General features: G+C 71.4%; 25 protein-coding genes, 1 tRNA gene and 1 pseudogene. 9 read left to right on the top strand and 18 right to left on the bottom strand.

Translation table 11 applies throughout. From position 1 onward, the window contains the following. Positions 1 to 105: 105 nt before the first annotated feature. The 3 genes and pseudogenes from MOV08_RS26220 to MOV08_RS26210 all read left to right on the top strand — a co-directional run bounded on the left by MOV08_RS26220 (position 106) and on the right by MOV08_RS26210 (position 1,580). On the top strand, positions 106 to 768 hold the full coding sequence (locus tag MOV08_RS26220; protein ID WP_275309070.1) for an HNH endonuclease: 663 nt from the start codon (positions 106 to 108) through the stop codon (positions 766 to 768). Then, positions 765 to 1,447: pseudogene (locus MOV08_RS26215) on the top strand (HNH endonuclease). Before MOV08_RS26220 ends, MOV08_RS26215 begins: the two are co-directional and overlap by 4 nt. Positions 1,448 to 1,496: 49 nt before the next feature. Continuing rightward, positions 1,497 to 1,580 (top strand) — tRNA-Leu (locus MOV08_RS26210). A 56-nt stretch (positions 1,581 to 1,636) separates the two neighbouring features. Here MOV08_RS26210 and rdgB read toward each other — a convergent pair. From rdgB to MOV08_RS26190, 4 genes are all read right to left on the bottom strand, one after another. Then, the gene (rdgB, locus tag MOV08_RS26205) at positions 1,637 to 2,272 is read right to left on the bottom strand and encodes an RdgB/HAM1 family non-canonical purine NTP pyrophosphatase (RefSeq protein ID WP_039636102.1); all 636 of its coding nucleotides are present in this window, start codon (positions 2,270 to 2,272) and stop codon (positions 1,637 to 1,639) included. Positions 2,273 to 2,281: 9 nt separating this feature from the next. Next, positions 2,282 to 2,704: a hypothetical protein gene (locus MOV08_RS26200; protein WP_275309068.1), complete on the bottom strand. Its 423-nt coding sequence runs from the start codon at positions 2,702 to 2,704 to the stop codon at positions 2,282 to 2,284. Positions 2,705 to 2,886: 182 nt separating this feature from the next. Continuing rightward, a complete protein-coding gene (gene rph / locus MOV08_RS26195; RefSeq protein ID WP_039636098.1) occupies positions 2,887 to 3,618 on the bottom strand; it encodes a ribonuclease PH in 732 nt (243 codons plus the stop codon). Between the two features lie 147 nt (positions 3,619 to 3,765). Further along, positions 3,766 to 4,005 (bottom strand): PTS sugar transporter subunit IIB, encoded by a 240-nt coding sequence (locus MOV08_RS26190; RefSeq protein WP_078487387.1) that lies wholly within the window; start codon positions 4,003 to 4,005, stop codon positions 3,766 to 3,768. Between the two features lie 233 nt (positions 4,006 to 4,238). On the opposite strand from MOV08_RS26190, the gene MOV08_RS26185 reads away from it, so the two are divergent. Then, a complete protein-coding gene (locus MOV08_RS26185) occupies positions 4,239 to 5,573 on the top strand; it encodes a PTS transporter subunit EIIC (protein WP_275309066.1) in 1,335 nt (444 codons plus the stop codon). Positions 5,574 to 5,855: 282 nt separating this feature from the next. Next, positions 5,856 to 7,067 (top strand): PTS transporter subunit EIIC, encoded by a 1,212-nt coding sequence (locus tag MOV08_RS26180; RefSeq protein WP_272596647.1) that lies wholly within the window; start codon positions 5,856 to 5,858, stop codon positions 7,065 to 7,067. Between the two features lie 208 nt (positions 7,068 to 7,275). Here MOV08_RS26180 and MOV08_RS26175 read toward each other — a convergent pair whose 3' ends face one another. The 8 genes from MOV08_RS26175 to clpS all read right to left on the bottom strand — a co-directional run bounded on the left by MOV08_RS26175 (position 7,276) and on the right by clpS (position 13,438). Next, a complete protein-coding gene (locus MOV08_RS26175) occupies positions 7,276 to 8,028 on the bottom strand; it encodes an MBL fold metallo-hydrolase (RefSeq protein ID WP_073442412.1) in 753 nt (250 codons plus the stop codon). 369 nt (positions 8,029 to 8,397) lie between these two features. Beyond that, positions 8,398 to 9,348 (bottom strand): PLP-dependent cysteine synthase family protein, encoded by a 951-nt coding sequence (locus MOV08_RS26170; RefSeq protein WP_039636089.1) that lies wholly within the window; start codon positions 9,346 to 9,348, stop codon positions 8,398 to 8,400. A 1-nt stretch (position 9,349) separates the two neighbouring features. Further along, entirely contained in the window at positions 9,350 to 9,628 is a 279-nt protein-coding gene (locus MOV08_RS26165) for a MoaD/ThiS family protein (protein ID WP_275309064.1), read from the bottom strand. Positions 9,629 to 9,793: 165 nt separating this feature from the next. Continuing rightward, complete coding sequence (locus MOV08_RS26160; protein ID WP_275309062.1) at positions 9,794 to 9,976, bottom strand: putative leader peptide; 183 nt, start codon at positions 9,974 to 9,976, stop codon at positions 9,794 to 9,796. Between the two features lie 174 nt (positions 9,977 to 10,150). Further along, complete coding sequence (locus MOV08_RS26155; protein WP_039636084.1) at positions 10,151 to 10,576, bottom strand: M67 family metallopeptidase; 426 nt, start codon at positions 10,574 to 10,576, stop codon at positions 10,151 to 10,153. 146 nt (positions 10,577 to 10,722) lie between these two features. After that, positions 10,723 to 12,165, bottom strand: coding sequence for an amino acid permease (locus tag MOV08_RS26150; protein WP_039636082.1), 1,443 nt, complete (start codon positions 12,163 to 12,165; stop codon positions 10,723 to 10,725). A gap of 350 nt (positions 12,166 to 12,515) precedes the next feature. After that, positions 12,516 to 13,109, bottom strand: coding sequence for a DUF2017 domain-containing protein (locus MOV08_RS26145; RefSeq protein WP_039636080.1), 594 nt, complete (start codon positions 13,107 to 13,109; stop codon positions 12,516 to 12,518). Next, positions 13,106 to 13,438, bottom strand: a complete 333-nt coding sequence (gene clpS / locus MOV08_RS26140; protein WP_039636078.1) for an ATP-dependent Clp protease adapter ClpS — start codon at positions 13,436 to 13,438, stop codon at positions 13,106 to 13,108. Before clpS ends, MOV08_RS26145 begins: the two co-directional genes overlap by 4 nt. 161 nt (positions 13,439 to 13,599) lie before the next feature. Here clpS and MOV08_RS26135 point away from each other — a divergent pair, with 161 nt between their 5' ends. Together MOV08_RS26135 and MOV08_RS26130 are read left to right on the top strand one after the other, a co-directional pair. Then, positions 13,600 to 14,928 carry a nicotinate phosphoribosyltransferase gene (locus MOV08_RS26135; RefSeq protein ID WP_275309061.1) on the top strand — a complete coding sequence of 443 codons (1,329 nt, stop codon included), beginning with the start codon at positions 13,600 to 13,602 and terminating at the stop codon, positions 14,926 to 14,928. A 129-nt stretch (positions 14,929 to 15,057) separates the two neighbouring features. Then, the gene (locus MOV08_RS26130) at positions 15,058 to 15,654 is read left to right on the top strand and encodes an isochorismatase family protein (RefSeq protein ID WP_039636075.1); all 597 of its coding nucleotides are present in this window, start codon (positions 15,058 to 15,060) and stop codon (positions 15,652 to 15,654) included. A 34-nt stretch (positions 15,655 to 15,688) separates the two neighbouring features. Here the strand turns inward: MOV08_RS26130 and MOV08_RS26125 are convergent, their stop codons facing one another. Then, the gene (locus MOV08_RS26125) at positions 15,689 to 16,057 is read right to left on the bottom strand and encodes a hypothetical protein (RefSeq protein WP_275311898.1); all 369 of its coding nucleotides are present in this window, start codon (positions 16,055 to 16,057) and stop codon (positions 15,689 to 15,691) included. Between the two features lie 123 nt (positions 16,058 to 16,180). After that, positions 16,181 to 18,580 carry an immune inhibitor A domain-containing protein gene (locus MOV08_RS26120; RefSeq protein ID WP_039636073.1) on the bottom strand — a complete coding sequence of 800 codons (2,400 nt, stop codon included), beginning with the start codon at positions 18,578 to 18,580 and terminating at the stop codon, positions 16,181 to 16,183. Between the two features lie 412 nt (positions 18,581 to 18,992). Here MOV08_RS26120 and MOV08_RS26115 point away from each other — a divergent pair, with 412 nt between their 5' ends. Beyond that, positions 18,993 to 19,301, top strand: coding sequence for a hypothetical protein (locus MOV08_RS26115; RefSeq protein ID WP_205365275.1), 309 nt, complete (start codon positions 18,993 to 18,995; stop codon positions 19,299 to 19,301). A gap of 223 nt (positions 19,302 to 19,524) precedes the next feature. On the opposite strand, the gene MOV08_RS26110 is transcribed toward MOV08_RS26115, so the two are convergent. Beyond that, positions 19,525 to 20,316: an RDD family protein gene (locus MOV08_RS26110; protein ID WP_275309060.1), complete on the bottom strand. Its 792-nt coding sequence runs from the start codon at positions 20,314 to 20,316 to the stop codon at positions 19,525 to 19,527. Positions 20,317 to 20,421: 105 nt separating this feature from the next. After that, entirely contained in the window at positions 20,422 to 21,939 is a 1,518-nt protein-coding gene (locus MOV08_RS26105) for an RDD family protein (RefSeq protein ID WP_275309059.1), read from the bottom strand. 240 nt (positions 21,940 to 22,179) lie between these two features. Here MOV08_RS26105 and MOV08_RS26100 point away from each other — a divergent pair, with 240 nt between their 5' ends. Continuing rightward, positions 22,180 to 22,656: an SsgA family sporulation/cell division regulator gene (locus MOV08_RS26100; RefSeq protein WP_039636067.1), complete on the top strand. Its 477-nt coding sequence runs from the start codon at positions 22,180 to 22,182 to the stop codon at positions 22,654 to 22,656. Positions 22,657 to 22,758: 102 nt separating this feature from the next. On the opposite strand, the gene MOV08_RS26095 is transcribed toward MOV08_RS26100, so the two are convergent. Together MOV08_RS26095 and MOV08_RS26090 are read right to left on the bottom strand one after the other, a co-directional pair. After that, a complete protein-coding gene (locus tag MOV08_RS26095) occupies positions 22,759 to 24,270 on the bottom strand; it encodes a dihydrolipoyl dehydrogenase family protein (protein ID WP_275309057.1) in 1,512 nt (503 codons plus the stop codon). A 75-nt stretch (positions 24,271 to 24,345) separates the two neighbouring features. Continuing rightward, positions 24,346 to 24,636 carry a hypothetical protein gene (locus MOV08_RS26090; protein ID WP_039636063.1) on the bottom strand — a complete coding sequence of 97 codons (291 nt, stop codon included), beginning with the start codon at positions 24,634 to 24,636 and terminating at the stop codon, positions 24,346 to 24,348. Positions 24,637 to 24,643 lie beyond the last annotated feature (7 nt).

Here is a 24,643-nt window from a genome sequence, read left to right as displayed (position 1 = left end):
CACCCGCCGTGACCACCCCTGCGTTCGATCGTTGTTCAGTTCGAGCACCGAGAGCGCGCACGGGGTGGGCCTGGCGGCCTGGTGCGCCGACACCAAGGGGGAAGCATGCCGGTGAGTCCGTACACCCGGGAGCGCCTGGAGGCCGTGGCGTCGTCGTCGCGGACGTTGTCGGAGGCGTTGGTGAAGTTGGGGGTGGATCCGCGGAGTTCGAAGCGGAACTACCTCCGGGAGCGGATGAGAAGGCTGGGGGTGGACACCTCGCACTTCGAGCGGGAGGGGGCGAAGTGGACGAAGGAGATCCTTGAGCCCGTGGTCGCCTTGTCCACCAGCGTCAACGAGGTCGTACGACGGCTGGGGCTTGAGTGCGTAGGTGGCCACCAAACCAACATCGCCCGACGCATCAAGGCGTACGGAATCGACACCTCGCACTTCTCAACGGTGGTCCGTACGGAGAACATGAGGTACAACCAACGTCGCCGGACGGCCAGGGAGATCCTCGTCGAGGCCACGTCAGCGCACGCCACGCGCATTCCGAACAGCCGGCTCAAAAGGGCGATGTGCGAGCTGGGAGTAGCGGAGCGCTGCGCCCTGTGCGGAATCGAACCGGTCTGGCAGGGGGAGCCGCTCCCTCTGGAAGTCGACCACATCGACGGCAACTGGCGCGACAACCGGATCGAGAACCTTCGATTCCTCTGCCCCAACTGCCACGCGACGACAGACAATTACCGCGGTCGGGGCAAGGCCCGCACCAGGGGCGAGGCGGTATGAGCCACGGAGTGCAGTACACCCGCGAGCGGTTGGTCGAAGCCGCCACGCAATGCTCCGACATCGACGAGGTCATCGCGTTCTTCGGCACCCGGCCGTACGGCAAGCTCCGCCGGCATCTCTTCCGGCGGTTCGACCACTTCGGGATCGACGTCTCGCACATGCGCCGCCGGGTACGGGCCGATGGGGCACCCTCGAAACCGGCCACCGAGGAGCTGCGCCGCGCAGTCGAGGGGTCGACTTCCATCGCCGGCGCCCTCCGCGCACTCGGGAAGGAACCCTATAGCGGCCGGTTCCGCGCTCTGTTCCGCACGTGGGTGGCCCAGGACGGCCTCGACACCTCCCACTTCCTGGGGCAGGCACATCAGCGCGGCAAACCGGGCCCGGTGCGCATCAAGTGCCCCGCAGACATCCTGGTCCGGCACGAAGGCCAGCGCCGAACGCGAACCCATCTTCTCCGTCGCGCGCTCCGCGACGTCGGAGTGCCAGAGGAGTGCGCCGAGTGCGGCGTCGGCCCCGAATGCTCGGCAAGCCCATGACGCTGGAGGTCGATCACATCAGCGGGGACTGGAGCGACGACCGGCGGGAGAACCTGCGGTTGCTGTGCCCCAATTGTCACGCGACAACGGCTACTTGGTGCCGCGGCGGCCGCCCGGCCGGACGCGACCGCAGGGGCTGGTAGCCCGCACCCACCGCATCGACGGTAGGGCCGGTACGATGACTGAGGGCTAGCGGCCGTGGCGGAATTGGCCTACGCACAGCACTTAGGATGCTGCGGGAGAAATCCCTTGAGGGTTCGAGTCCCTCCGGCCGCACTCGCGAATGGCCTGCGAATCGAAGGTTCGATGCGCAGGCCATTGTGCTGTCCGGGTCAGCCCAACAACTCCCGCACCACCGGTGCCAGCGCGCGGAACGCCTTGCCGCGGTGGCTGATGGCGTTCTTCTCGGCGGGGGTCAGTTCGGCGCAGGTACGGGTCTCCCCCTCCGGCTGGAGGATGGGGTCGTAGCCGAAGCCGCCGGTGCCGGCGGGGGTGTGGCGGAGGGTTCCGTCGAGGGTGCCCTCGACGACGCGCTCGGTGCCGTCGGGGAGCGCGAGGGCCGCGGCGCAGGCGAAGTGGGCGGCGCGGTGTTCGTCGGCGATGTCGGAGAGCTGGGCGAGCAGCAGGTCGAGGTTGGCCTGGTCGTCGCCGTGCCGGCCGGCCCAGCGGGCGGAGAAGATGCCGGGGGCGCCGCCGAGGACCGCGACGCAGAGGCCGGAGTCGTCGGCGACGGCCGGGTGTCCGGTGGCCTGGGCGAGGGCGTGCGCCTTGAGGAGCGCGTTCTCGGCGAAGGTGACGCCGGTCTCCTTGACGTCGGGGACGTCGGGATAGGCGTCGGCGCCGACGAGTTCGACGTCGAGGTCGGCCGCGTCGAGGATGGCGCGGAGTTCGGCGATCTTGCCGTTGTTACGGGTGGCGAGGACGAGGCGGCGGTGGGCCGCCGGGCGGCCGCCGGTGGGTGACTCCATGGAGCGTGATTATTCCTTGTCGCCGGGGGTGCAGGCCGCGGTGATGTCGCTGGCCGCCTGGCCGATGGGGGTGAGGTCGGGGGCCTTGTGGTCGCGCAGGGCGGTGCGGGCGTCCTTGATGCCGCCGTTCATCTTGTCGATGGCCTTGGACAGCTCGGGGTCGTCGGTGGAGGCGCTGAGCTTGCGGAGGTCGGCGTCGAGGGCGTCGAGGGCCTTGTCGGCCCCTTGGGGGTCGTCGGCGGCCTTGTCGGCGGCGGTGCGGAGGGTGTCGACGCCGTCGACGAGGGCGGTGGCGGTGTGGGTGCAGTCCATGGCCTTCTGGACGGCACCGCAGGCGGACAGGAGCGGGAGCGCGAGGGCGGCGGCGGCCAGTGCGGCGAGCGCGGTGGCGGCGGGGCGGCGCGGGCGGAGCCGGCGGTGGGGACGGGCCATGGGGCGTTCCTTCCCTTGCGGTGTACGGAGGATGCGTACGGGTGCCGGGGCTGGGTCGGCTTCCGGCGGTGGTGTACGGCGGGCTCGGTACTGGGGGAAACGCGGGGCGGGGAAGGGGGGTTGCCCGGGCGGTGGGGGCGGGGGCCGTGGTGCGTCCCGCCCCTTTCCGGTGGCCGCGGTGGTCAGAGGGTGCGGGCCAGGGCTTCCTGCTGGGCGGCGTCGAGGGCGTGGCAGCCGGCGACGGCGAGGTCGAGCAGGGAGTCGAGTTCGGTGCGGTCGAAGGGGGTGGCCTCGGCGGTGCCCTGGACCTCGACGAAGCGGCCGTCGCCGGTGCAGACGACGTTCATGTCGGTCTCGGCGCGGACGTCCTCTTCGTAGCAGAGGTCCAGGAGCGGGACGCCGTCGACGATGCCGACGCTGACGGCGCTGACGGTGCCGGTGAGCGGGCGGCGGCCGTGCTTGATGAGCTTCTTGCCCTGGGCCCAGCCGATCGCGTCGGCGAGGGCGACGTAGGCGCCGGTGATGGCGGCGGTGCGGGTGCCGCCGTCGGCCTGGAGGACGTCGCAGTCCAGGACGATGGTGTTCTCGCCGAGGGCCTTGAAGTCGATGACGGCGCGCAGCGAGCGGCCGATGAGGCGGGAGATCTCGTGGGTGCGGCCGCCGATCTTGCCGCGGACGGATTCGCGGTCGCCGCGGGTGTTGGTGGAGCGGGGCAGCATCGCGTATTCGGCGGTGACCCAGCCTTCGCCGGTGCCCTTGCGCCAGCGCGGTACGCCTTCGGTGACCGAGGCGGTGCAGAAGACCTTGGTGTCGCCGAAGGAGACGAGGACGGAGCCTTCGGCGTGCTTGCTCCAGCCGCGTTCGATGGTGACGGGGCGGAGCTGTTCGGGGGTGCGGCCGTCGATGCGAGACATGGCTCAGACCCTATCGGCTGTGCCGAGGGCCCCGTTCCGGCGGCGGGGATGCCCCCTTGGCCGGGGACGGGGCCCTCGGGTGGCCGCGGGTGCGGGGCACCTCGCGTGCGCGTGTGCGCAGGTCATGCGCGTGTCATGAGTGGTGGCTCACATCATGTCTTCGATCTCGGCGGCGATCGGGTCGGCGTCGGTGCCGATGACGACCTGGATGGCGGTGCCCATCTTCACGACGCCGTGGGCGCCGGCGGCCTTGAGGGCGGCCTCGTCGACGAGGGAGGCGTCGTTGACCTCGGTGCGGAGTCGGGTGATGCAGCCCTCGACCTCTTCGATGTTGTCGAGTCCGCCGAGCCCGGCGACGATCTTCTCAGCCTTGGTGGCCATGTCCACTCCTGCTTGTCTCGGCCGTCGGCGGTTCCGCCGCTCGGTTTTCACACGTTAACGCACGTTCGGCCCACTTCAGCGGGCGTTTGACCGCAATCTGACGAAGGATGGCGATCGTCGGAGGGGGTGTCCGGAAGGCCCCCTCCGACAAATGGTCTACACCACCAGTATGCGGCAAGCGGCGGGCCGGGCGCCGCCGGGTCGGCGCCGGAAGCACGCGGAGGGCGCGGAGGGCGCGGATGAGTGCGGACGCAGCGGGCACGGCGCCGGGGAAGGGCCCGGCGAAGCCGGTCAAGATCCGGGCGGCGGGTCTCTTCCAGGGGTTGCAGAAGATGGGCCGCAGCCTGCAGTTGCCCATCGCGGTGCTGCCGGCGGCGGGCATCTTGAACCGGCTGGGTCAGCCGGACGTCTTCGGCGACAAGGGGCTGCGCTGGGGGAACGTCGCCAAGGTGTTCGCGGGGGCGGGCGGGGCGCTGCTGGATCCCGGGCTGGGGCTGCCGCTGCTGTTCAGCATCGGTGTGGCGATCGGGATGGCGAAGAAGGCGGACGGGTCGACGGCGCTGGCGGCGGTGACCGGTTTCCTCGTCTACTACTCGGTGCTGCACGCGTTCCCGGCGAGCTGCGCCGTCGGGCAGAAGTACACCCAGGCTGGCCAGTGGACCGGGGTGTGCGTGGACACGTCCGCGAAGGTGACCCAGGCGGCGTTCCAGAATCCGGGGGTCTTCGGCGGCATCGTGATGGGTTTCCTCTCGGCCTGGCTCTGGCAGCGTTTCCACCGGGTGAAGCTGGTGGCGTGGCTGGGGTTCTTCAACGGCCGCCGGCTGGTCCCGATCATCATGGCCTTCGTCGGGCTGGTCTTCGCGGTGCTGTGCCTGTTCGTCTGGCCGCCGATCGGTGACGGGCTGATGCGTTTCAGCGAGTGGCTGACGGCGCTGAGTGCGTGGGGTGCGGGGATCTTCGGGGTGGCGAACCGTGCGCTGCTGGTGGTGGGGCTGCACCAGTTCCTGAACATTCCGTTGTGGTTCCAGTTCGGGAGTTTCACCAAGCCGGACGGGTCGGTGGTGCACGGCGACATCAGCCGGTTCATGGCGGGCGATCCGACGGCGGGCCAGTTCACCACCGGTTTCTTCCCGATCATGATGTTCGCGCTGCCGGCCGCGGCGCTGGCGATCACGCACTGCGCGAAGCCGCATCGCCGCAAGGAGATCGCGGGGATGATGCTGTCGGTCGGCCTGACGTCGTTCGTCACCGGCATCACCGAGCCGATCGAGTACGCGTTCATGTTCGTGGCGCCGGCGCTGTATGTGATGCACGCGGTGCTGACGGGGGTGTCGATGGCGGTGAGCTGGGGGCTGGGGGTGCACGACGGCTTCAGCTTCTCGGCGGGTCTGATCGACTACGTCATCAACTGGGGGCTGGCGACGAAGCCCTGGTTGCTCATTCCGATCGGGCTGTGTTTCGCGGCGGTCTACTACGTCGTCTTCCGTTTCGTGATCACGAGGTTCGATCTTCAGACTCCGGGGCGGGAGCCGGACGAGGTGGGGGACGCGATGGAGCGGGAGAACGTGAAGTAGCGCTCACCGGGAAAGCGCGGGGCCGGTCGGCTCCACGGCATCCGGTGGGGGGAGGCCCGGCCGGTGCCCGATCACAGGTTCCTTGCGGTGCCTTCGCCGTGCTACAACAGGTCTACACCACCTCGGGTGTGGTGTAGACCTGCGGCCGGTCTGGCCGTGTCCCCCCGAGACGCCGCCGTCCCCCACCACTTCGTCCAGGCGGCGCCTTGTCCACTGGAGGAAGTTGTGTCCACGGCCACTGCCGTCCCCGCGGCCGAGAAGAAAAAGAAGGGTTCCGGCACGATGGCTGTCATGCAGCGCATCGGCCGCAGCCTGATGCTGCCGGTCGCCGTGCTGCCCGCAGCCGCGCTGCTCGTCCGCCTCGGCAACAACGACATGCTCGGCCGGGACTCGTTCCCGACCGTCATCACCAAGATCGCCGGCTATATGGCCGCCGGCGGCGGCGCGATCCTCGACAACATGCCGCTGCTGTTCGCCGTCGGCATCGCGATCGGCTACGCGAAGAAGTCGGACGGTTCGACGGCGCTGGCCGCGGTGACGGGTTACCTCGTCTTCCAGAAGGTGCTCGCCACCTTCACCGACAAGAACCTGCCGAAGGTCGCCGCCGTCGTGGACGGCAAGATCGTCATGAACGAGGCGCCGGTCAACGCCGGTGTGCTCGGCGGTGTCGTGATGGGCCTCGCCGTGGCGCTGCTCTACCAGCGCTTCTACCGCACCAAGCTGCCCGAGTGGCTGGGCTTCTTCGGCGGCCGCCGGCTGGTGCCGATCCTGTCGGCCTTCGCGGGCCTGGGCATAGGCATCGTCTTCGGTCTCATCTGGCCGGTGCTCGGCGCGGGTCTGCACAACTTCGGCGAATGGCTCGTCGGCTCGGGCGCCGCGGGCGCGGGCATCTTCGGTGTCGCCAACCGCGCGCTGATCCCCGTGGGCATGCACCACCTGCTGAACTCCTTCCCGTGGCTCCAGGCGGGCGACTACCACGGCAAGCACGGCGACATCGCGCGCTTCCTCGCCGGCGACCCGTCGGCCGGCCAGTTCATGACCGGCTTCTTCCCGATCATGATGTTCGCGCTGCCGGCCGCCTGCCTCGCGATCGTGCACTGCGCCCGCCCCGAGCGCCGCAAGGTCGTCGGCGGCATGATGCTCTCGCTCGCGCTCACCGCGTTCATCACCGGCGTGACCGAGCCGATCGAGTTCACGTTCATGTTCATCGCCCCGGTCCTGTACGCGATCCACGCGGTGCTCACCGGTGTCTCGATGGCCCTGACGTGGGCGCTGGGCATGAAGGACGGCTTCGGCTTCTCGGCCGGCGCGATCGACTTCCTGCTCAACCTGGGCATCGCCTCCAACCCGTGGGGCCTGGCCCTGGTGGGTCTGTGCTTCGCCGCGGTGTACTACGTGGTCTTCCGCTTCGCGATCACCAAATTCAACATCCCCACGCCGGGCCGCGAGTCCGACGAGGAGCTGGCGGAACTGCAGAAGGCCGAGTCCAAGTAACCGGTACTTTCCGCCCGTTCGTCGCCGGGTTCCCCTTCCGCACCGGAAGGGGAACCCGGTTTTTTTCATCCGCCGACACCTACGCCCAGTCGCTGAACCCGTTCGCCTGCGGCGGTTCGATGACCGACTGGTGGGGTGCGGGTCAGGGCCTGGCGGACGACGTCGGCCACCTGCGGCAGTTGCTGACCCGCCTCGATCCGGGCCCGGGTCAGATCTCGTAGACCGCGCCGGCCTTGGCGACCTCGACCGGCCCGTCGTAGACCTTCTGGGCGTCGCGGAGGCTGATGTCCGGGTCGGTCCACGGCGGGATGTGGGTGAGCACCAGTCGGCCGGCGCCGGCCCGCCGGGCGTGCTCGCCGGCCTCCCGCCCGTTGAGGTGGAGGTCGGGGATGTCCTCCTTGCCGTGGGTGAAGGACGCCTCGCACAGGAAGAGGTCGGCGCCCTCGGCGAGGCGCTCCAGCGCCGCGCAGGGGCCGGTGTCCCCGGAGTACGTCAGGGTGCGGCCGCCGTGTTCGATGCGGAAGCCGTACGCCTCGACGGGGTGGCTGACCAGTTCGGTGTGGACGGTGAACGGGCCGATGGTCATGGTGCCGGGGGTCAGCGTGCGGAAGTCGAAGACCTCGCTCATCGCCGCCTCGTGCGGCAGGTCGGCGTGCGCGACGGTCAGCCGGCGCTCGGTGCCGGCCGGCCCGTAGACGGGCATCGGCGCGCAGCGGCCGCCGTCCGGCCGGTAGTAGCGGACGACGAAGTAGCCGCACAGGTCGATGCAGTGATCGGCGTGCAGGTGCGACAGGAGCACGGCGTCCAGGTCGTAGAGACCGCAGTGGCGCTGCAACTCGCCGAGGGCGCCGTTGCCCATGTCGAGGAGCAGCCTGAAGCCGTCGGCCTCCAGGAGGTAGCTCGAACAGGCCGATTCCATGGAGGGGAACGACCCCGAGCATCCGACGACGGTGAGCTTCATGCGGGCGTGAACCTCCGTGGGCTGGGGGCACCTCCCAGCGGTAGCTGGGGGAGGGCGGCAGCCGGCGGCTCCCCTTGGGGGTGGTGGTCCCGGCGGTGCCGTGCCGGGCTGCTGCCGGGTCCTTGGCAGTCGGTGCGGTGCCCCCGAGCGTAAGGCGCGAAGGGGCGTGTGACGCCTTTGGTGGGGCGAGCTGTGGGCGGAATCACCAGTCCGGGTGGGGGTTCGGCGGGCGGCCGTGCACCGGGCTTCCGGTGGGCGGAAAGTCCGCCGTGCCCGCGCCGCGCGGGGCGTGTCCGGCGGCGGCCCGGCGATACGCGAAGGGGTGGCTCCGGCGGACGCCGGAAGCCACCCCTTCGGGGGTTGTCGGGCCTATGCCCAGAGCTGCCCGTGCAGCGTCGCGATCGCCGCCTCGGTCGACTCGGCGGTGTAGACGCCGGTGGAGAGGTACTTCCAACCGCCGTCGGCGACCACGAAGACGATGTCGGCCGACTCGCCGGCGCGGACCGCCTTCCGGGCGACGCCGAGGGCGGCGTGCAGCGCGGCGCCGGTGGAGATGCCTGCGAAGATGCCTTCCGTCGCGAGGAGTTCGCGGGTGCGGCGGACCGCGTCCTCGGAGCCGACGGAGAAGCGGGTGGTGAGGACGGACTCGTCGTAGAGCTCGGGGATGAAGCCCTCGTCGAGGTTGCGCAGGCCGTAGACGACGTCGTCGTAGCGGGGTTCGGCGGCGACGATCTGCACGCCGGGAACGTGCTCGCGCAGATAGCGTCCGACGCCCATCAGGGTGCCGGTGGTGCCCAGGCCCGCCACGAAGTGGGTGACCGAGGGCAGGTCGGCGAGGATCTCGGGGCCGGTGGTGGCGTAGTGGGCACCGGCGTTGTCGGGGTTCCCGTACTGGTAGAGCATCACCCAGTCGGGGTGCTCGGCGGCGAGCTCCTTGGCGACCCGCACGGCGGTGTTGGAGCCGCCCGCGGCCGGCGAGGAGATGATCTCGGCGCCCCACATGGCGAGCAGTTCGCGCCGTTCGGAGGAGGTGTTCTCGGGCATCACGCACACGATGCGGTAGCCCTTGAGCTTGGCCGCCATGGCGAGCGAGATGCCGGTGTTGCCGCTGGTGGGCTCCAGGATCGTGCAGCCGGGGGTGAGCCGGCCGTCCTTCTCGGCCTGCTCGATCATGTGGAGCGCGGGCCGGTCCTTGACGGAGCCCGTGGGGTTGCGGTCCTCCAGCTTCGCCCAGATGCGGACGTCCCCGGAGGGGGAGAGGCGCGGGAGGCGGACGAGAGGGGTGTTCCCGACCGCCGCCAGCGGGGAGTCGTACCGCACGTCAGATCTTTCCGCCGGCCACGGCGGGCAGGATCGTCACGCTGTCGCCGTCGGCGAGCTTGGTGGAGATGCCCTCCAGGAAGCGCACGTCCTCGTCGTTGAGGTAGACGTTGACGAAGCGGCGCAGCTGCTCGCCCTCGACCAGGCGCTCACGGATGCCGGTGTGCCGGCTCTCCAGGTCGCTGAAGAGATCGCCGAGGGTCTCGCCGCTGCCCTCGACGGCCTTCTGGCCGTCGGTGTAGCTGCGCAGGATGGTCGGGATGCGGACCTCGATGGCCATGGGAGTGCTCCTGTCGGAGTTCGGGGTGCGGTGGCGGGGCGATGTGCGGGCGGTGCGTCGGCGATGCGCCGCGGCGGCGCGGGATGTGGGGATGCGGGCGGTGCGGCGCGCCGGAACGGCGCGGGGCCCTGCGGGGTACGGCGTGGCGCCGCGGGCCGGCGACGGTCAGCGCGCGGCGCAGCGCGGACAGATGGCGCTGGAGAGGCGGCACAGATCGACGTGCAGTCGCGCGGCTCCGCCGCCGAAGGCGCCCAGGAGTGCGGAGGCGGAGCGGCGCGTGGCCAGCGGGGCGTGCGAGCGCATGCCCGGCCTCTGCTCGCTCACTCCGCACACGACACGGTCAACCATGCGGTCATCGTATCGATTCCCGGTCCGGGTTCTGGAACCCCGTCTCAGGATCCGGTCGGCCGCTGCACACCAGGTGGGACGGGGCACCGGCCCGGTCCGCCGCACATGCCGTGCCCGGGGGCGAATGCCCAGGTCACGGCCGCAGACCGGCTCCGGCATGAGGTCCGCCACGGGTCAGGCGTAGCTCTCGACTATCCGGACCTCTTCCTCGGTGACCTCGCCGTCCGCGATCCGGAACGAGCGGAACTGGAAGGGGCCGGCGTCGTCGGCGTCGGCGGTGGAGACCAGGACGTAGTGCGCGCCGGGCTCGTTGGCGTAGGAGATGTCGGTGCGCGAGGGGTACGCCTCGGTGGCGGTGTGCGAGTGGTAGATGATCACCGGTTCCTCGTCCCGGTCGTCCATCTCGCGGTAGAGCTTGAGCAGGTCGGCGGAGTCGAACTCGTAGAACGTGGGCGAGCGGGCGGCGTTGAGCATCGGGATGAACCGCTCGGGCCGGCCGCTGCCGGCCGGGCCCGCGACCACGCCGCAGGCTTCGTCGGGGTGGTCCTGGCGGGCGTGCGCGACGATCTGGTCGTGCAGGGCCTTGGTGAGGGTCAGCATGCGGCCAAGGATAAGGAGGCGCGTGCGGAGCACTCAGGCAAGGGTGGTGGCGGGAGACGGGTGGGCAGGCCCGCGCGTACCGAGGGGTGGTACGCGCGGGCCCGAATGCTGGACAGCCGGTGGTTTTCCGCCGGGCGTCCCGGGGATCAGACCTTCTCGGCCGGCTCCACGGGGGTCAGCTGCGCGCTGTCCCGGCGCTTGATCGCCAGGTAGCCCACGGCCATGATGAGCGCCCACAGGGGGGCCGCGTAGAGCGAGATCCGGGTGTCCGGGTCGATGCCCATCATCACGATCACCATGGCGATGAAGGCCAGCGCGAAGATCGAGGTGTAGGGGGCACCGGGGGCCTTGAACTCGGACTGCGGCAGCTCGCCGCGGTTCGCCTTGGCCCGGTAGCGCAGCTGGGAGAGCAGGATGACGATCCAGGCCCACATACCGGAGATGGTGGCGAAGGAGACGACGTAGTTGAACGCGTCACCGGGCCACTGGTAGTTGATGTAGACGCCGAACAGCATCAGGCCGACCGAGATGCCGGTGCCCCGGGTGGGCAGGCCGTTCTTGCTGAGCTTGGTGAAGAACTTCGGGCCCTGGCCGTTGAGCGCGAGGTCGCGCAGCATCCGGCCGGTGGAGTACATCCCGGAGTTGGCCGAGGAGAGCGCGGCGGTCAGCACGACGAAGTTGACGATGCCCGCGCCGGCCGGCAGGCCGATCTGCTGGAAGGCGGCGACGAAGGGGCTGACGCCCGGCTTGAAGACCGTCCAGCTGACGACGGACAGGATGATGATGAGCGCGCCGATGTAGAAGAGGCCGATCCGCCACGGCACGGTGTTGATCGCCTTGGGGAGGACCTTCTTCGGGTCGGTCGCCTCGCCCGCGGTGACGCCGACGAGTTCGACGGCGAGGAAGGCGAACATCACGATCTGGAGCGTCATCAGCGTGCCGCCGATGCCCTTGGGGAAGAAGCCGCCGTGGCTCCACAGGAGGCTGAACGACGCGGTGTCGCCGGCCTTGGAGAAGCCGAGGGTGATGACGCCGACGCCGATCAGGATCATGCCGATGATCGCGGTGACCTTGACCATCGAGAACCAGAATTCGAGTTCACCGAAGATCTTGACCGAGATGAGGTTGATGCCGAAGAGCGCGACGGTGAAGACCAGTGCGGACACCCATTGAGGTATGCCCTCGTTCCAGTACTGGACATAGGTGGCCGCGGCGGTCACTTCGGTGATGCCGGTGACGACCCAGAAGAGCCAGTACGTCCAGCCCGTGACGAATCCGATGAACGGGCCGAGGAATTCCCGGCCGTACTCGGAGAACGAGCCGGAGACGGGCCGGTACATGAGCAGTTCGCCCAGGGCCCGCATGATGAGGAAGATGACCAGACCGACGATGGCGTACGCCAGGATGATGCTCGGTCCGGCCTTGGAAATGGCCTTGCCTGCTCCGAGGAACAGACCGGTACCGATGGCGCCACCAATGGCGATCATCTGGATCTGGCGATTGCCCAGACCCCGCTGGTAGCCCTCTTCGGGGGCTTTGCCAGCGGCCTCGTTGCCGTCGTGATTCTTGTCGACCTGCACAGAGGTCATGAGTGGTGCGCCTTTCTCCATACCGACCCGGTTCTTTCCGGATCGGGTCCCGATCCCCCCGGATGGAGTTCCTGCACGCCGACGGTCGGCCGGCTCAGCGCTCCCGCAGCGACAGGGGTGGCGTCGCTGACGGCAGGTCGAGAACTTTTATCACGGCTTGACGGAGATCGACCAGGGACGGCGTGAGCCAACGCACAGGTAAATCAGGACAAAGGACGAAATCCGCAACACACCACACGGGTCCAGTAACGCGATCGTTATCCGGATTTGAGCATCCGCTGAGCGAACGCGGGGTAAAGGCCCGGCCCCCGCACCCCCGTTCGCGCCGGAGCCGCCGGGCGGCCCGGCGGTCAGCCCGTCAGCGCCTCGACGAGCGTCTCCTGGAGCCCGCCCAGCCAGAAGTAGGCCAGCACCATCGGCTTGCGCGGATCGCTGTCCGGCAGCCGCAGCAGTTCCCCGCCGTCGTCCTCGTCGGTGACCTCCAGCCGGGTGCCGATGGCCAGCCGGAGGTCGTTGAGCGCGCCGAGCCACTGCCGGCACTCGTCCGGCTTGAGCCGCAGCACCGCCCCGCCCCCCTCGGCCGACAGCGCGTTCAGCGCGTGGACCAGCGCGAGGGCGTCCGAGCGCTTGCGGTCCCGCAGGTCGTTCTCGGTGTAGCGGCGGAACTCGGCGGAGGCGGCGCGCACGTCGTCGTCCGGGACGAGGTCGGGGCCGCCGTAGGCGTCCGGGAAGAAGCGGGCGAGCACCGGATCGGACGGCGGCTCACTGGGGCCCTCGGCGAAGAGCGCGGCCAGCATGGCGTCCTCGTCGGTGCCGGCGGGCTCCTCGCCCGGGCCGATCAGCTCCAGGAGTTGGACGGCGAGGCTGCGCAGGATGGAGATCTCGGCCTCGTCGAGCGGGGCCGCCGCGCCGCCTCCGGGCAGCGGTTCGAACCGGCCGGTCATCCGCGGTCCTGCTGGAGGGTCGCCCACAGGCCGTAGCCGTGCATGGCCTGCACGTCGCGTTCCATTTCTTCTCGGGTGCCGCTGGAGACGACCGCGCGGCCTTTGTGATGGACGTCGAGCATCAGCCGGTGCGCCTTGTCCTTGGAGTAGCCGAAGTACGTCTGGAAGACGTAGGAGACATAGCTCATGAGATTCACGGGGTCGTTGTGAACGATCGTGACCCACGGGACGTCGGGCTCCGGCACCGCGAAGGGGGCCTCACTGGTCTCCGGACGTTCGATCTCGACCGGCACGCTGAGGGTGCCGTGGTGTGGCCGGAGGGTGCTCATGGGTGACGGGTGGGCGCTCACAGGGCCCATGCTGCCACCCGCGGAGGGCAGACGCACAAACGGCCCTGACGTGGGTCGCACCGGCGCGGCGCCGCGGGCCCCGGGGGCCGCCCGGACCCACTATCGTCAAAGTGACGAGTATTGGGGGTAGCATCTTCCTCATGAACACAGCAGACCTGGGGCTGCCGGTGGCCGTGCCGTCGACTGCGCTCTTCACCGACCAGTACGAACTCACCATGCTGCAGGCCGCGTTGCGGTCCGGCACCGCGGACCGGCGGTCGGTCTTCGAGGTCTTCACCCGGCGACTGCCCGAGGGCCGCCGCTACGGCGTGGTGGCCGGCACCGGGCGGGTGCTGGACGCGGTGGAGAACTTCCGCTTCGACGACACCATCCTGGGCTTCCTGCGGGAGCGCGGCATCCTCGACGGGCCGACGCTGGACTGGCTGGCCGACTACCGCTTCCGGGGCGACATCTGGGGCTACCCGGAGGGCGAGGTCTACTTCCCCGGTTCGCCGATCATGCGCGTCGAGGGCACCTTCGCCGAGGCGGTGGTGCTGGAGACGGTGATCCTGTCGATCCTCAACCACGACTCGGCGGTGGCCGCGGCCGCCTCCCGGATGGCGGTGGCGGCCGGCGACCGCCCGCTGATGGAGATGGGCGCCCGGCGCACCCACGAACTCTCCGCGGTGGCCGCGGCCCGCGCCGCGTACGTCGGCGGCTTCCACGTCACCTCCGACCTGGCGGCCGGCTTCCGCTACAACATCCCCACGGTCGGCACCAGCGCGCACGCCTTCACCCTGCTGCACGACAGCGAACGGGACGCCTTCACCGCGCAGGTGGAGACCCTGGGCAGCGGGACCACGCTGCTGGTGGACACCTTCGACGTCACCGAGGCGGTGCGCTCCGCCGTGGAGGTGGCAGGCCCGGGCCTGGGCGCGGTGCGGATCGACTCCGGCGACCTGCTGCTGATCGCGCACCGGGTGCGCCAGCAGCTGGACGAGCTGGGCGCGACCAAGACCAGGATCGTGGTCACCAGCGACCTGGACGAGTACGCCATCGCCTCGCTGGCCGCCGCGCCGGTGGACGCGTACGGGGTCGGCACCCAGCTGGTGACCGGCAGCGGGCACCCGACCTGCTCGATGGTCTACAAGCTGGTCGCGCGGGCGGACAGCGACGAGCCGGGCGCGCCGCTGCGGCCGGTGGCGAAGAAGTCGATGGGCGCCAAGTCCTCGGTCGGCGGCCGCAAGTGGGCGGCCCGCCGGCTGGACGAGGAGGGGGTGGCCGAGGCCGAGGTGGTCGGCACCGGCCCGGTGCCGGCCGGGTTGACCGACCAACTGCTCCAGGTGCCGCTGGTCAGCGGCGGCAAGGTGGTGGCCCGGGAGCCGCTGGACGCGGCCCGGAGCCGGCACATCGCGGCCCGCGCCGGGCTGCCGCTGTCGGCCACCCAGCTGTCCCGCGGCGAGCCGGTGCTGCCCACCGAGTTCGCCTGAGCGACCCGCGCGGGCGGCGGGCGGGTGCGGCGGGACCGCGCCCACCCCTCCCGCCGCGCGCCCGCAGTGGCTACCCTCGGTCACACCACGCCACGCGCCCCTTCGAACCCCAGCCGGAAGGCACGCACCATGCACCGGGCACTGATCGTCGTCGATGTACAGAACGACTTCTGCGAGGGCGGCAGCCTCGCGGTGGCGGGCGGCGCGGACGTCGCGGCGGCCATCACCGATCTGGTGGGCGCCGCGGCCGGCAGCGGCTACCGCCATGTCGTGGCCACCCGCGACCACCACGTCGATCCGGGCGACCACTTCTCCGACCGCCCCGACTACCGCGCGTCCTGGCCCGTGCACTGCGTGGCGGGCACCGAGGGCAGCGGCTTCCACCCGAACTTCGCGCCGACCATCGCCTCCGGCGCGATCGACGCGGTGTTCTCCAAGGGCGCCCACGCCGCCGCGTACAGCGGCTTCGAGGGCACGGACGAGCACGGCACCCCGCTCGCCCGCTGGCTGCGGGAGCGGGGCGTCACCGAGGTCGACGTGGTCGGGATCGCCACGGATCACTGCGTTCGGGCCACCGCGCTGGACGCCGTCCACGAGGGGTTCGCCACCCGGGTCCTGCTGGACCTGACCGCCGGGGTGGCGGCGGAGACCACCGAGCGGGCCCTGGCGGAGCTGCGCGCGGCGGGCGCGGAGCTGACCGGCAAGCCGGTGGTGGCCGGCGGCTGACGGGCTCGTATCGCGCCCTGGCGGCCGCTCGTCCTCACACGCCGGACGGGCTGTAATTCCCGGACGGGCTGGGAGTCCCCTGGCGCAGCAGGGCGCGTATCGGGTGCCAGGACTCGGTGTCGTCGTCGGGGGCCTCGCGCCAGACCAGGCCGTCGGGGTGGTGCAGCACCGCGGTGATCTCGTCGGGCGTCGGCGGCTCGGTGTTGCCGCGCAGGTAGACGGCCCGCAGTCCGAGGTTGCGCAGCCTGGTCAGGGCGCGCTGGCGGTTCACCGCGTGCACCAGGACCCGGATGCGGCAGCCGCCGTCGTACGGCCCGCAGAGCGGGCCGTGGTCCGGCCTGGGCAGCGAGAGGGCGACCACCACGCTTCCGCCCGGAAGCCTGATGAAGCCGCCTCTGGTCATCGTCATATCTCCCCCGTGAGACTCGGCGTCAACAAGGAACTGTAGGACGCATCTAAACGCCTATCGACCGCCGCCCGCTAGGGGGCGGCGGTCGATAACGCCGTGACCTGCGATTTTTACTTTCTACTTACTCGCGGGGCCCACCGTGAGGATCACCGTGGAGCCGTCGCCGGCCTCCTTGGCGATCGCGATCTTGGTGTTGGTGTCAGGAACGACCACCCCGCCGGTCGGGTTCGCCTTGTCGTAGTAGACGCCGTGGCGGTCGTCGAAGACCCGCACGCCGGGCTTGGCCGCGATCTTCACCGTGGCACCGTCCTTGTGGAGGGTGAGGGCGTCCGTCCGGGCGCCGGTGAAGGTCGCGTCGTAGGTCTGGAAGCGGTTGCGCATCAGCGTGCCGTCGGCCCAGCGCTCGGCCCGCGGGTGCGCGTCGACCGGGAGGATCCGTCCGACGCCGGGGTGCACGCCGACGTTGTTGTCCCGCTGCGAGGTGTCCCAGAGCCAGATCAGCACGCCGTTCTGGAACGGGAAGTGCTCGACCCAGCCCGGCCGGGTGGACTTCCAACCGAAGTTGTACGGGCCGGACTTGAGGGTCTTGTCGTAGGAGACGTACTGGCGGTTCTCGGCGAGGTAGTACTGCGGGTAGTCCTTGGTGAAGGACGCGCCGATCCGCGAGAAGCCCTTGCTGGTCCAGCCGTTGTCGCCGTGCTCGGCGTCGTCGGTGAACAGCGGGGCGCCGTCGGCGGTGAGGGTCAGGGCGTCGGCGGTGAAGCCCTTCTGCGCGACGCCGCCGTCGGTCTGGTAGCGGAAGCGCAGGCCGATCTTCTTGCCGGCGTAGGCGTCCAGCGGGAAGGCCAGGTCCTGCGGGGCGGTGACGGTGCCGGTCAGCGCGGGCTTGCCGGACGCGTCGCGCGGCAGGGCCGCGCCGTTCGCGGTGCCGTCCAGGGGCGTCCAGTTGGCGCCGCCGTCCGTGGAGACCTCGACATAGGCGTAGTCGTAGTCCTTCTCGGTGTCCCACCATCCCTTGAGGGTGAGCGCCGCGTGGGACTTGCCGGTGAGGTCCACCGTCCGGGTCAGGGTGTTGGAGAGGTCGTCGCCCATGCCGCTCCACCACTGCGTGGCGCCCTCGGCGGGCCTGACGATCTCGGTGGTGACCTTCTTCGCGGGCAGGTCGACGACGAGCGCCTGCTTGTTCCTGGTGTTGTACTCGGCGACGCCCAGGGTGTGCCGGGACGGCGTGGCGGCCTTGGCGGTGGCGTAGTTGAGCCAGCCCAGTTGGAGCTTGTCCCAGGCGCTCATGTCGCCGGGCAGGTCGCCGATGGCGTCCTTGCCGCGGCCGAGCCAGGAGCCGGCGGACATCAACGACCAGAAGTCCACCGAGGATTCGCCCTTGCCGGTGGTGTCGTACTCGTCCGGCAGGCCCAGGTCGTGGCCGTACTCGTGGGCGAAGACGCCGAGTCCGCCGTTCTCCGGCTGCATGGTGTAGTCGCCGACCCAGAAGCCGGTGTCGCCGATCTGGGTGCCGCCGGCCTTGTTGCCCGCGGGGCCCGTCTTGCCGGCGTCGGTGCCGTACGCGTACCAGCGGTGCGCCCAGATGGCGTCGGTCTTCTGGGCGCCGCCGCCGGCCGACTCGTCCTCACCGGCGTGCACGATCTGGAAGTGGTCGAGGTAGCCGTCCGGCTCGTTGAAGTTGCCGTTGTGGTTGTAGTCGTTGCGGTCCCACTGGTCGTACTGGGCGAGGTCCGCCTTGATCTGGGCGTCGGTGCGGCCCTTGGCCTTCTGGTCGGCGACCCACTGGTTGACCGCGTCGCGGATCAGGTCCCAGGCGCTGGGGCAGTTGGTGGAGCCGCAGTAGTTGGAGCCGTAGCGGGCCTCGTTCCACGGGACCCGGACCCAGTCGGAGACCTGGCCGTTCACGGAGTAGCGGCCCGAGGACTGCTTCTCGTAGTACTTGGCCAGCGACTCCTTCTTCTTGTCGTGCGAGAAGTAGAGGTCCTGGTAGTGCTGCCGGTTGAAGTCCGCCTGCCAGGCGGTGCTGTTGTCGTTGGCGCGGTCCGGCTTGGCTATCTGGTTGTGCGCCGGGCCGGGGGTGCCGCCGTACTTCTTGACCGGGGGCAGCGGGCCGTCGCCGTCCGGGTCGTACATCGTGGTGTCGTCGACCTTGTCGCCGAAGTCCACGAGGATGGTGAAGATCTTGTCGGTCTTCTCCCGGGCCAGTTCGACGTACTTGCCCTTGCCGAGCTTGACGACCTTGGAGCCGCCACGCTCGGTCGCCTTGGCGTCGCCGGATATGACCTGCTGGATCGCCTCGGTGCGCTGCGCCCGCTGGCGGTCGCTGAACGGGCCCTTGAGGTCGTGGGCGTCGGCCCGCTCGGGCGCCGGGTCCTGGCGGACGGCGGAGGCGGCCGAGCGGACGGACGGCGGGGTGTCGGCCGCGGCCGCCCCGGTCGAGAGAACGGCCGCCCCGGTCGCGGCGATTGCCGTGGCCAGGGCGGCCGTTCCGAACAGTCTTCGGTGCTGTCTCACGTGGCGAAGTCCTCCCCAGTAACTGGCCAATGCTGGAGGGCATTCGACCGGATGTGGGGAAGAAAAGACAGATCTTGACGTGTGTGTGCACGCCCAAGTACGTTATCCGGCTTGGTATTCACAGGTATCGGACAGCGGACTCATAGCTTCCGGATCGCCCGACGCCCCCGGGCCCCGCGCGGGTGGATATGCCCCAGGGGCATGCGCCCCCGCCGTCAGCAGGCCGGACGTCTCCCCGAGGCGCCTTGTCGGAAGGATCCACGACCGGCCCGTGCGCCCCCGTGCTCCGGACCGGTGGGTTAGGTCACGCTTACCCAGCGTTCCCCTCGGGCACAAGGGATCGTAGGCTCGTTCGGTGGCGCGCCGCCGATCGCCCGCTCCCCCTGCCGACCCTCCGAGGACGGATTCCGCCATGCCTCGTCCGACCGCCACCCAGCTCGTCTACGGTTCGGCAACCGTCTTTCTCTCCACCCTCGCGATGCTGTTGCTCTCGCAGACGCAGACCGGGATCGGGGTCGCGGTCATCGCCCTGGCCGGCCTCGGGCTCGGGTTGCTGGTCGCGATGACCGCGCCCATTCCGGGGATGTCGCGGGTGGTGCGGCGGGGCGGCGGGAGCCCCGTGGCCCCCGAGGCCCCCGCGCCGCTGCGGGCCGTGCCGACCCCGGCCGAGCAGCTGCCGCGGCAGCGGACCGGGGCCCGGGTCGGCGAGCACACCCGCTGACCCGCGGGCATCCGACCCTCCTCAACTCCCTTGCCGACTAGGGCCTGTCGTCAAACTCCCGTCGTTCGCCCGGAGGGCGGGCCTCGCGGCGTCTGGTGCGTGCGATCTCAAGGCGGAGGGTCATCCCGGTACCGGGCGTACCGGGATGAGCCCGACAACGCAGAGAGCGTGCGTGCCAGGCGTCGCGAGGCAGGCGGGAGTTTGACGACAGGCCCTAGGGGTGTCAGTCCGTGGCGACCACCACGGTCCGGGCCGCCTTGTCGTGCAGGCACTGTTGATAGGGCTTGTCCCAGGTGCACCACAACACGTTGACCAGCCAGAAGATGAAGCCGCAGCACGGGACGATCTCCGGCAGGGTGTAGACCGCGGCCCGGGTCCAACCGGCCTGCGCGGTCGGGATCGAGCCGTCGGAGAGCATCGCGACCCGGATCCGCATCGCCATCTTGCCGACCGTCTGCCCGCGGCTGGTCAGCATCAGCCCCTCGTAGATCAGATACGCCAGCATCGTCACGCCGGACACCGTCGCCTGCTTGCTGGTCTCCACGCTGCTGGTGCTGAAGTAGTCCACCCAGCCGACGATCGCGTTCATGATCAGGCCGACCGGGATGCCGATGAGGAGCGCGTCGATGATCCGGGCCAGCAGCCGCTTGCCGCGGTTGGCCAGCGGCGGCATCCCGGCCAGCGGGTCGGCGCCGTACTCCCCCGCGCCATAGGGACCGCCCGCCGCGGGCCCGCCGTACGGGCCGCCGCCGTAGAACGGCGGGGGCCCGGCACCCGGGGGCGGCGGGGGCGGAGGACCACCAGGGGGTGGCGGGCCGCCCGGTGGTGGGCCGCCCGGTGGCGGGCCGCCCGGTGGTGGGGTGCCGCCGGGGGGCGGGGCGCCCCCGCCCGGGCCGGCGCCGTACGGGGAGCCGTTGCGCGGAGCGCCACCCGCCGGGGGCTCCTGCGGCTGCTTCAGGAACGGGTCGTTCTCCGGCGGTTCACCGGGGCCGGGCCGGGGCTGGTCGGTACTCATGGCCCGAGTCGACCCCTTGCCGGCGGGCCCCGCATCCGGCGACGTCCGATCGGGGTACCCGGGCCGTCAGGGCGGGTGACGACCCGGGCAACGACCGGGTGACGGTCAGTCGGACGCCGCGTCCGAGGCGATGAAGGTGCGGGCCAGCTTGTCGTGCCAGCACTGCCGCCACGGCTTGTCGAACACGCACCACAGGGCGTTGACCACGCCGATCGCCAGGAATCCGAGCACGCTGTAGACCAGCCAGCGCTTGATGGCCTGCGCCGGCACCGGGGTGTCGTGGCTCTCGATGTCCAGCACCCGGACGCCGCAGAGCTTCTTGCCCAGCGTGCGGCCCCACTTGAGGGTCGGCAGCACCTCGTAGAGGCCGCCGCCGATCAGGACGACCGCCAGGATCGCGAGGAAGACCGGCGCGGTGGTGCCGTCGACCAGATACACCGTCACCTGGCGGCCGGACTGCTTGGCCGCCTCGACCTTGGCGTCGATGTGGCCGGTGACCGTGGACCACAGCGGCAGCGCCACCGCGAGGGTGATCACCGCCAGCGCCACGGTGTCGATCAGCCGGGCGGCCAACCGGCGGCCGAGCGGCGCCGGATGGCCCTGCGCGGCCTGCGCGGCGGCGAAGAAGACGTCGGAGGACGGCGGCTTCCAGGGGATGACGCCGTCGTCGCCGGCGGCACCGCCCTGCGGCGGAAAACCGGTCGCGGGCGCCGGGGCGGCCGGCTGCTGCTGCGCCACGGGCGGCTGCGGCGCGGCCGGCGGCTGGGCCGCCTGCGGAGCCGGCTGCTGCGCGGCCGGTGCCCCGGTGGCGGGCAGGGACTGGGGGGCGCCGCCGACCGGGCCGGACGTGGGTCGGTCGTCCGCCGGCAGCCGGAAGGCCATCGTCTCGTTCTTGGGGGCGGGGCGACCACCCTCACCGGCGTCCGGCCGGACGGCGCGGAAGGCGGTGGTGCCCTGGTCCCCGGCGGGCGCCTTCCCGGGCGGGTTCCCGGGCTGCACCGCGCGGATCGCGGTCGTCCCCTGATCGCCGGAGCCGCGGCGGCCCGCCGGGTTGACGGCGCGGATGGTGACCGTCCCGTCGGCCGGGGCGTCCGGCGCCGGGGCGGGCGCGTCACCGGCCGCGGCGGGGTCGCCCTCCGCGGCGCGCTGCGGCGGGAGGTTGGCCCAGGAGGCGCCGCCGGCCGGCGTGCCGGCGGGGGCCTGGCCGGGCGCGCCCCAGGAGATCCGGGCGTCCTCGCCGAAGCCGGACTGCCGGGAGGCGTCGGCGTGCCAGGACGTCGCCCCTTCCGGGCCGGCGCCGTGCAGCCGCGCCGGGTCGTCCCAACTCGCGCCGGGGGCCTGGCCGTCGCCGTGCGGGCGGACGGCCCGGGCCCCGGAGCCGGCCGGGTCCGCCTCATCCAGGAACACCGGGCCGGTCTCCTCGACGGCGGCGGGCGCGGGGGACGCCGAGGTCGTGCCGGGCGGCGGCGCCGGCATCGGCTCGCCCTCGGCGGGGGCCGGGCGGCTGGTGCCCGGCACCCACGCGGCACCGTTCCAGTACCGGATGTAGCCGGGGATGGACGGGTCCGGGTAGAAGCCTGGCGTGGGGCTGCCGCCGGCGGATCCTGAGGTAGGGGCGCTCATGTCCGAAGTCCCGTATCTGTTCGCGGCCTGGTGGGTGTCGGGGTGCAGTCTGCCGCAACGCGGCGTCCACATCTATCAGACCCCGGGTCGTAACCGTGTTCCTCCCCTGCCCCGGCAACCGCCGGGAACTCCCGGAAAAAAGTTCTCCGAAGTCGTGTAAGAGTCCGGCCGCCGGCCGCTCTCTCCCGGTGCGGGCCCGCGCAGGGTCGCGCGCAGGGAGCCGGAGAGAGGCGGAAAACGATGCACACCGTGGTGGAACGAGAGTTGGAACTGAACATGGTCCTGTCGCCGGAGCGAAGCATTCCGGTACCGGCCCGACTCACCTACCGGACGGATGACCCCTATGCCGTCCACGTCGCCTTCCACGTCGGGTCGGACGCCCCCGTCCACTGGACGTTCGCCCGCGAACTGCTCGTCGAGGGCGTGTTCCGGCCCTCCGGCGAGGGCGACGTACGGGTCTGGCCGACGAAGCTGGACGGCCGCAGCCTGGTCTGCATGGCGCTGAGCTCGCCGGACGGCGACGCGCTGCTGGAGGCGCCGGCCGCCGCGGTGTCGGCCTGGCTGGAGCGCACCCTGCGGATCGTGCCGCCGGGCTCGGAGAGCACGCACCTGGGCATCGACAAAGGGCTGAGCGCCCTGTTCGCGCTGGCCTCCCGGGACGACGCCGGGCCGAACGGCCCCTGGCCGGCGGACGAGTCCCCGGAGCCAGGGGCGTAGACGGTGGCGTCGTACTCCCCCCGGTACGCCTCCCGGTACGCCTCCGGGTACGCCTCCCGGTGCCGGCCCCGCCCGGCGGCCGGCAGCACGGGTCGACACGGCCTAGTCGCCGCGGTACGCCTCCAGCAGCCGCAGCCAGATCTCGCTGATCGTCGGATAGGCGGGGACCGCGTGCCAGAGGCGTTCGACGGGCACCTCCGCGGCGACCGCGACGGTGGCCGAGTGCAGCAGTTCGCCGACGCCCGGCCCGACGAAGGTGACGCCCAGCAGCACCTCGCGGTCCAGGTCGACGACCATCCGGGCGCGCCCGCGATAGCCGTCGGCGTACAGGGACGCACCGGCCACCGCGCCCAGGTCGTGGTCGACGACGCGGATCCGGTGCCCGGCCCGCTCGGCCTCGGCGGCGCTCAGGCCCACCGCCGCGGCCTCGGGGTCGCTGAAGACGACCTGGGGGACGGCGTGCCGGTCCGCGGAGGCGCTGTGCGCGCCCCAGCGGTCGGACTCCAGGATCGGCACCCCGCGGGCCCGGGCGGCGATCGCGGCGCCGGCGATCCGGGCCTGGTATTTGCCCTGATGGGTGAGGAGGGCACGGTGGTTGACGTCGCCGGCGCCGTAGAGCCAGCCGCCGGGCACGCCGGTGGCCCGCAGGGTGTCGTCCACCTCCAGCCAACCGCCCGGCGTCAGACCGACGGTCTCCAGTCCCAGGTCCTCGGTGCGCGGCGCGCGGCCCGTCGCGATCAGCAGCTCGTCGGCGACGATCTCGTCCCCGGGGCCCAGGACGACGGTGACCGGCCCGCCCGGCGCCTCCCGGCGCACCTCGCGCACCTCCGTCCCGGTCCGCAGGAACACCCCGGCCTCGGCCAGCGACTCGGCGACCAGGTGCCCGACGAACGGCTCCATCCGGGGCAGCAGCCCGTCGCCGCGCACCAGCAGCGTCACCGAGGCGCCCAGCGCGCGCCAGGCGGTCGCCATCTCGACGCCCACCACCCCGCCGCCGACGACCACCAGCCGGCCCGGCACGGTCTTGGAACTGGTGGCGTCGCGGCTGGTCCACGGCTTGGCCTCGGCCAGCCCGGGGACGTCCGGCAGCACCGGGCGGCTGCCGGTGCACACCGCGACCGCGTGCCGGGCGACCAGCGTCCGCCCGCCGTCGACGGTCACCCGCCGCGGCCCGTCGAGCCGTCCCCGGCCGCGTACGAGGTCGATCCCGGCGGAGTCCAGCCAGCGGACCTGCCCGTCGTCCTTCCAGTACGAGGCGAACGCGTCGCGGTGGGCGAGGACGGCGGGGGCGTCCAGCGGCCCGGCCACCGCGTCCTTCAGCCCCGGCACCCGGCTCGCCTCGGAGCGGGCGGTGACCGGGCGCAGCAGGGCCTTGCTGGGCATGCACGCCCAGTAGGAGCACTCCCCGCCGACGAGTTCGTGCTCCACCAGCACCGCGCTCAGGCCGGCGGCGTGCACCCGGTCGGCGAGGTTCTCACCGGTCGGCCCGCCGCCCAGCACGATGACGTCGTAGGTGTCGGGCGCGGCCCGGTCGCCGCCGGCCGGCCCCCCTCCGCCGGCCGTCTCCGTGCCGTCGGTCGCCCGGGTCGCTTCGCTCGCTCGGTTCGCTGACATCGACGCTCGCTCCCTGCCGCGCATGGGGGGCCGGGGTCCCACGGCCCTAACGGCCATCCTCTTCCCGGCGCGGGCTCACCGCATCCGGCGTTCGACCGCTTCCTTCGCCTCCGCCAGCCCCGCGCCGGTCACCTCGCGGTAGACCTTGATCGCGTGGACCGTCTTGCCCTTCGCCAGCAGGGCGTCGACCTCGGCCATCCGCGGGTCCTCCACTTCCTCCATCCCGAGGTGGGCCATCAGCCGGTCCATCTTCTGCTCCAGTCGCGCCATCCGTCGCTCCAGCGGCTTCGTACGGCGGTCGGTGGCGGAGGCGAGCACCGCGACGGCGAGCACGAAGACGGCGAGGGCGCTGAAAGTTGTGTCCATGCCAGGA

Origin of the sequence: Streptomyces yunnanensis (assembly GCF_029011865.1) — a bacterium.
Taxonomy (GTDB): domain Bacteria; phylum Actinomycetota; class Actinomycetes; order Streptomycetales; family Streptomycetaceae; genus Streptomyces; species Streptomyces yunnanensis.
The sequence above is the reverse complement of the archived record's forward strand: the minus strand, read 5'-3'. Positions and strand labels throughout refer to the sequence as shown.

What these genes read in the sequence shown, in the direction of transcription:
- MOV08_RS26220 (WP_275309070.1), top strand. Translation starts at nt 106, where the DNA reads ATGCCGGTGAGTCCGTACACCCGGGAGCGCCTGGAGGCCGTGGCGTCG.
- rdgB (WP_039636102.1), bottom strand. Translation starts at nt 2,272, where the DNA reads ATGGAGTCACCCACCGGCGGCCGCCCGGCGGCCCACCGCCGCCTCGTC.
- MOV08_RS26200 (WP_275309068.1), bottom strand. Translation starts at nt 2,704, where the DNA reads ATGGCCCGTCCCCACCGCCGGCTCCGCCCGCGCCGCCCCGCCGCCACC.
- rph (WP_039636098.1), bottom strand. Translation starts at nt 3,618, where the DNA reads ATGTCTCGCATCGACGGCCGCACCCCCGAACAGCTCCGCCCCGTCACC.
- MOV08_RS26185 (WP_275309066.1), top strand. Translation starts at nt 4,239, where the DNA reads ATGAGTGCGGACGCAGCGGGCACGGCGCCGGGGAAGGGCCCGGCGAAG.
- MOV08_RS26180 (WP_272596647.1), top strand. Translation starts at nt 5,856, where the DNA reads ATGGCTGTCATGCAGCGCATCGGCCGCAGCCTGATGCTGCCGGTCGCC.
- MOV08_RS26175 (WP_073442412.1), bottom strand. Translation starts at nt 8,028, where the DNA reads ATGAAGCTCACCGTCGTCGGATGCTCGGGGTCGTTCCCCTCCATGGAA.
- MOV08_RS26165 (WP_275309064.1), bottom strand. Translation starts at nt 9,628, where the DNA reads ATGGCCATCGAGGTCCGCATCCCGACCATCCTGCGCAGCTACACCGAC.
- MOV08_RS26160 (WP_275309062.1), bottom strand. Translation starts at nt 9,976, where the DNA reads ATGGTTGACCGTGTCGTGTGCGGAGTGAGCGAGCAGAGGCCGGGCATG.
- MOV08_RS26155 (WP_039636084.1), bottom strand. Translation starts at nt 10,576, where the DNA reads ATGCTGACCCTCACCAAGGCCCTGCACGACCAGATCGTCGCGCACGCC.
- MOV08_RS26150 (WP_039636082.1), bottom strand. Translation starts at nt 12,165, where the DNA reads ATGACCTCTGTGCAGGTCGACAAGAATCACGACGGCAACGAGGCCGCT.
- MOV08_RS26145 (WP_039636080.1), bottom strand. Translation starts at nt 13,109, where the DNA reads ATGACCGGCCGGTTCGAACCGCTGCCCGGAGGCGGCGCGGCGGCCCCG.
- clpS (WP_039636078.1), bottom strand. Translation starts at nt 13,438, where the DNA reads ATGAGCACCCTCCGGCCACACCACGGCACCCTCAGCGTGCCGGTCGAG.
- MOV08_RS26135 (WP_275309061.1), top strand. Translation starts at nt 13,600, where the DNA reads ATGAACACAGCAGACCTGGGGCTGCCGGTGGCCGTGCCGTCGACTGCG.
- MOV08_RS26130 (WP_039636075.1), top strand. Translation starts at nt 15,058, where the DNA reads ATGCACCGGGCACTGATCGTCGTCGATGTACAGAACGACTTCTGCGAG.
- MOV08_RS26125 (WP_275311898.1), bottom strand. Translation starts at nt 16,057, where the DNA reads ATGACCAGAGGCGGCTTCATCAGGCTTCCGGGCGGAAGCGTGGTGGTC.
- MOV08_RS26115 (WP_205365275.1), top strand. Translation starts at nt 18,993, where the DNA reads ATGCCTCGTCCGACCGCCACCCAGCTCGTCTACGGTTCGGCAACCGTC.
- MOV08_RS26110 (WP_275309060.1), bottom strand. Translation starts at nt 20,316, where the DNA reads ATGAGTACCGACCAGCCCCGGCCCGGCCCCGGTGAACCGCCGGAGAAC.
- MOV08_RS26105 (WP_275309059.1), bottom strand. Translation starts at nt 21,939, where the DNA reads ATGAGCGCCCCTACCTCAGGATCCGCCGGCGGCAGCCCCACGCCAGGC.
- MOV08_RS26100 (WP_039636067.1), top strand. Translation starts at nt 22,180, where the DNA reads ATGCACACCGTGGTGGAACGAGAGTTGGAACTGAACATGGTCCTGTCG.
- MOV08_RS26095 (WP_275309057.1), bottom strand. Translation starts at nt 24,270, where the DNA reads ATGTCAGCGAACCGAGCGAGCGAAGCGACCCGGGCGACCGACGGCACG.
- MOV08_RS26090 (WP_039636063.1), bottom strand. Translation starts at nt 24,636, where the DNA reads ATGGACACAACTTTCAGCGCCCTCGCCGTCTTCGTGCTCGCCGTCGCG.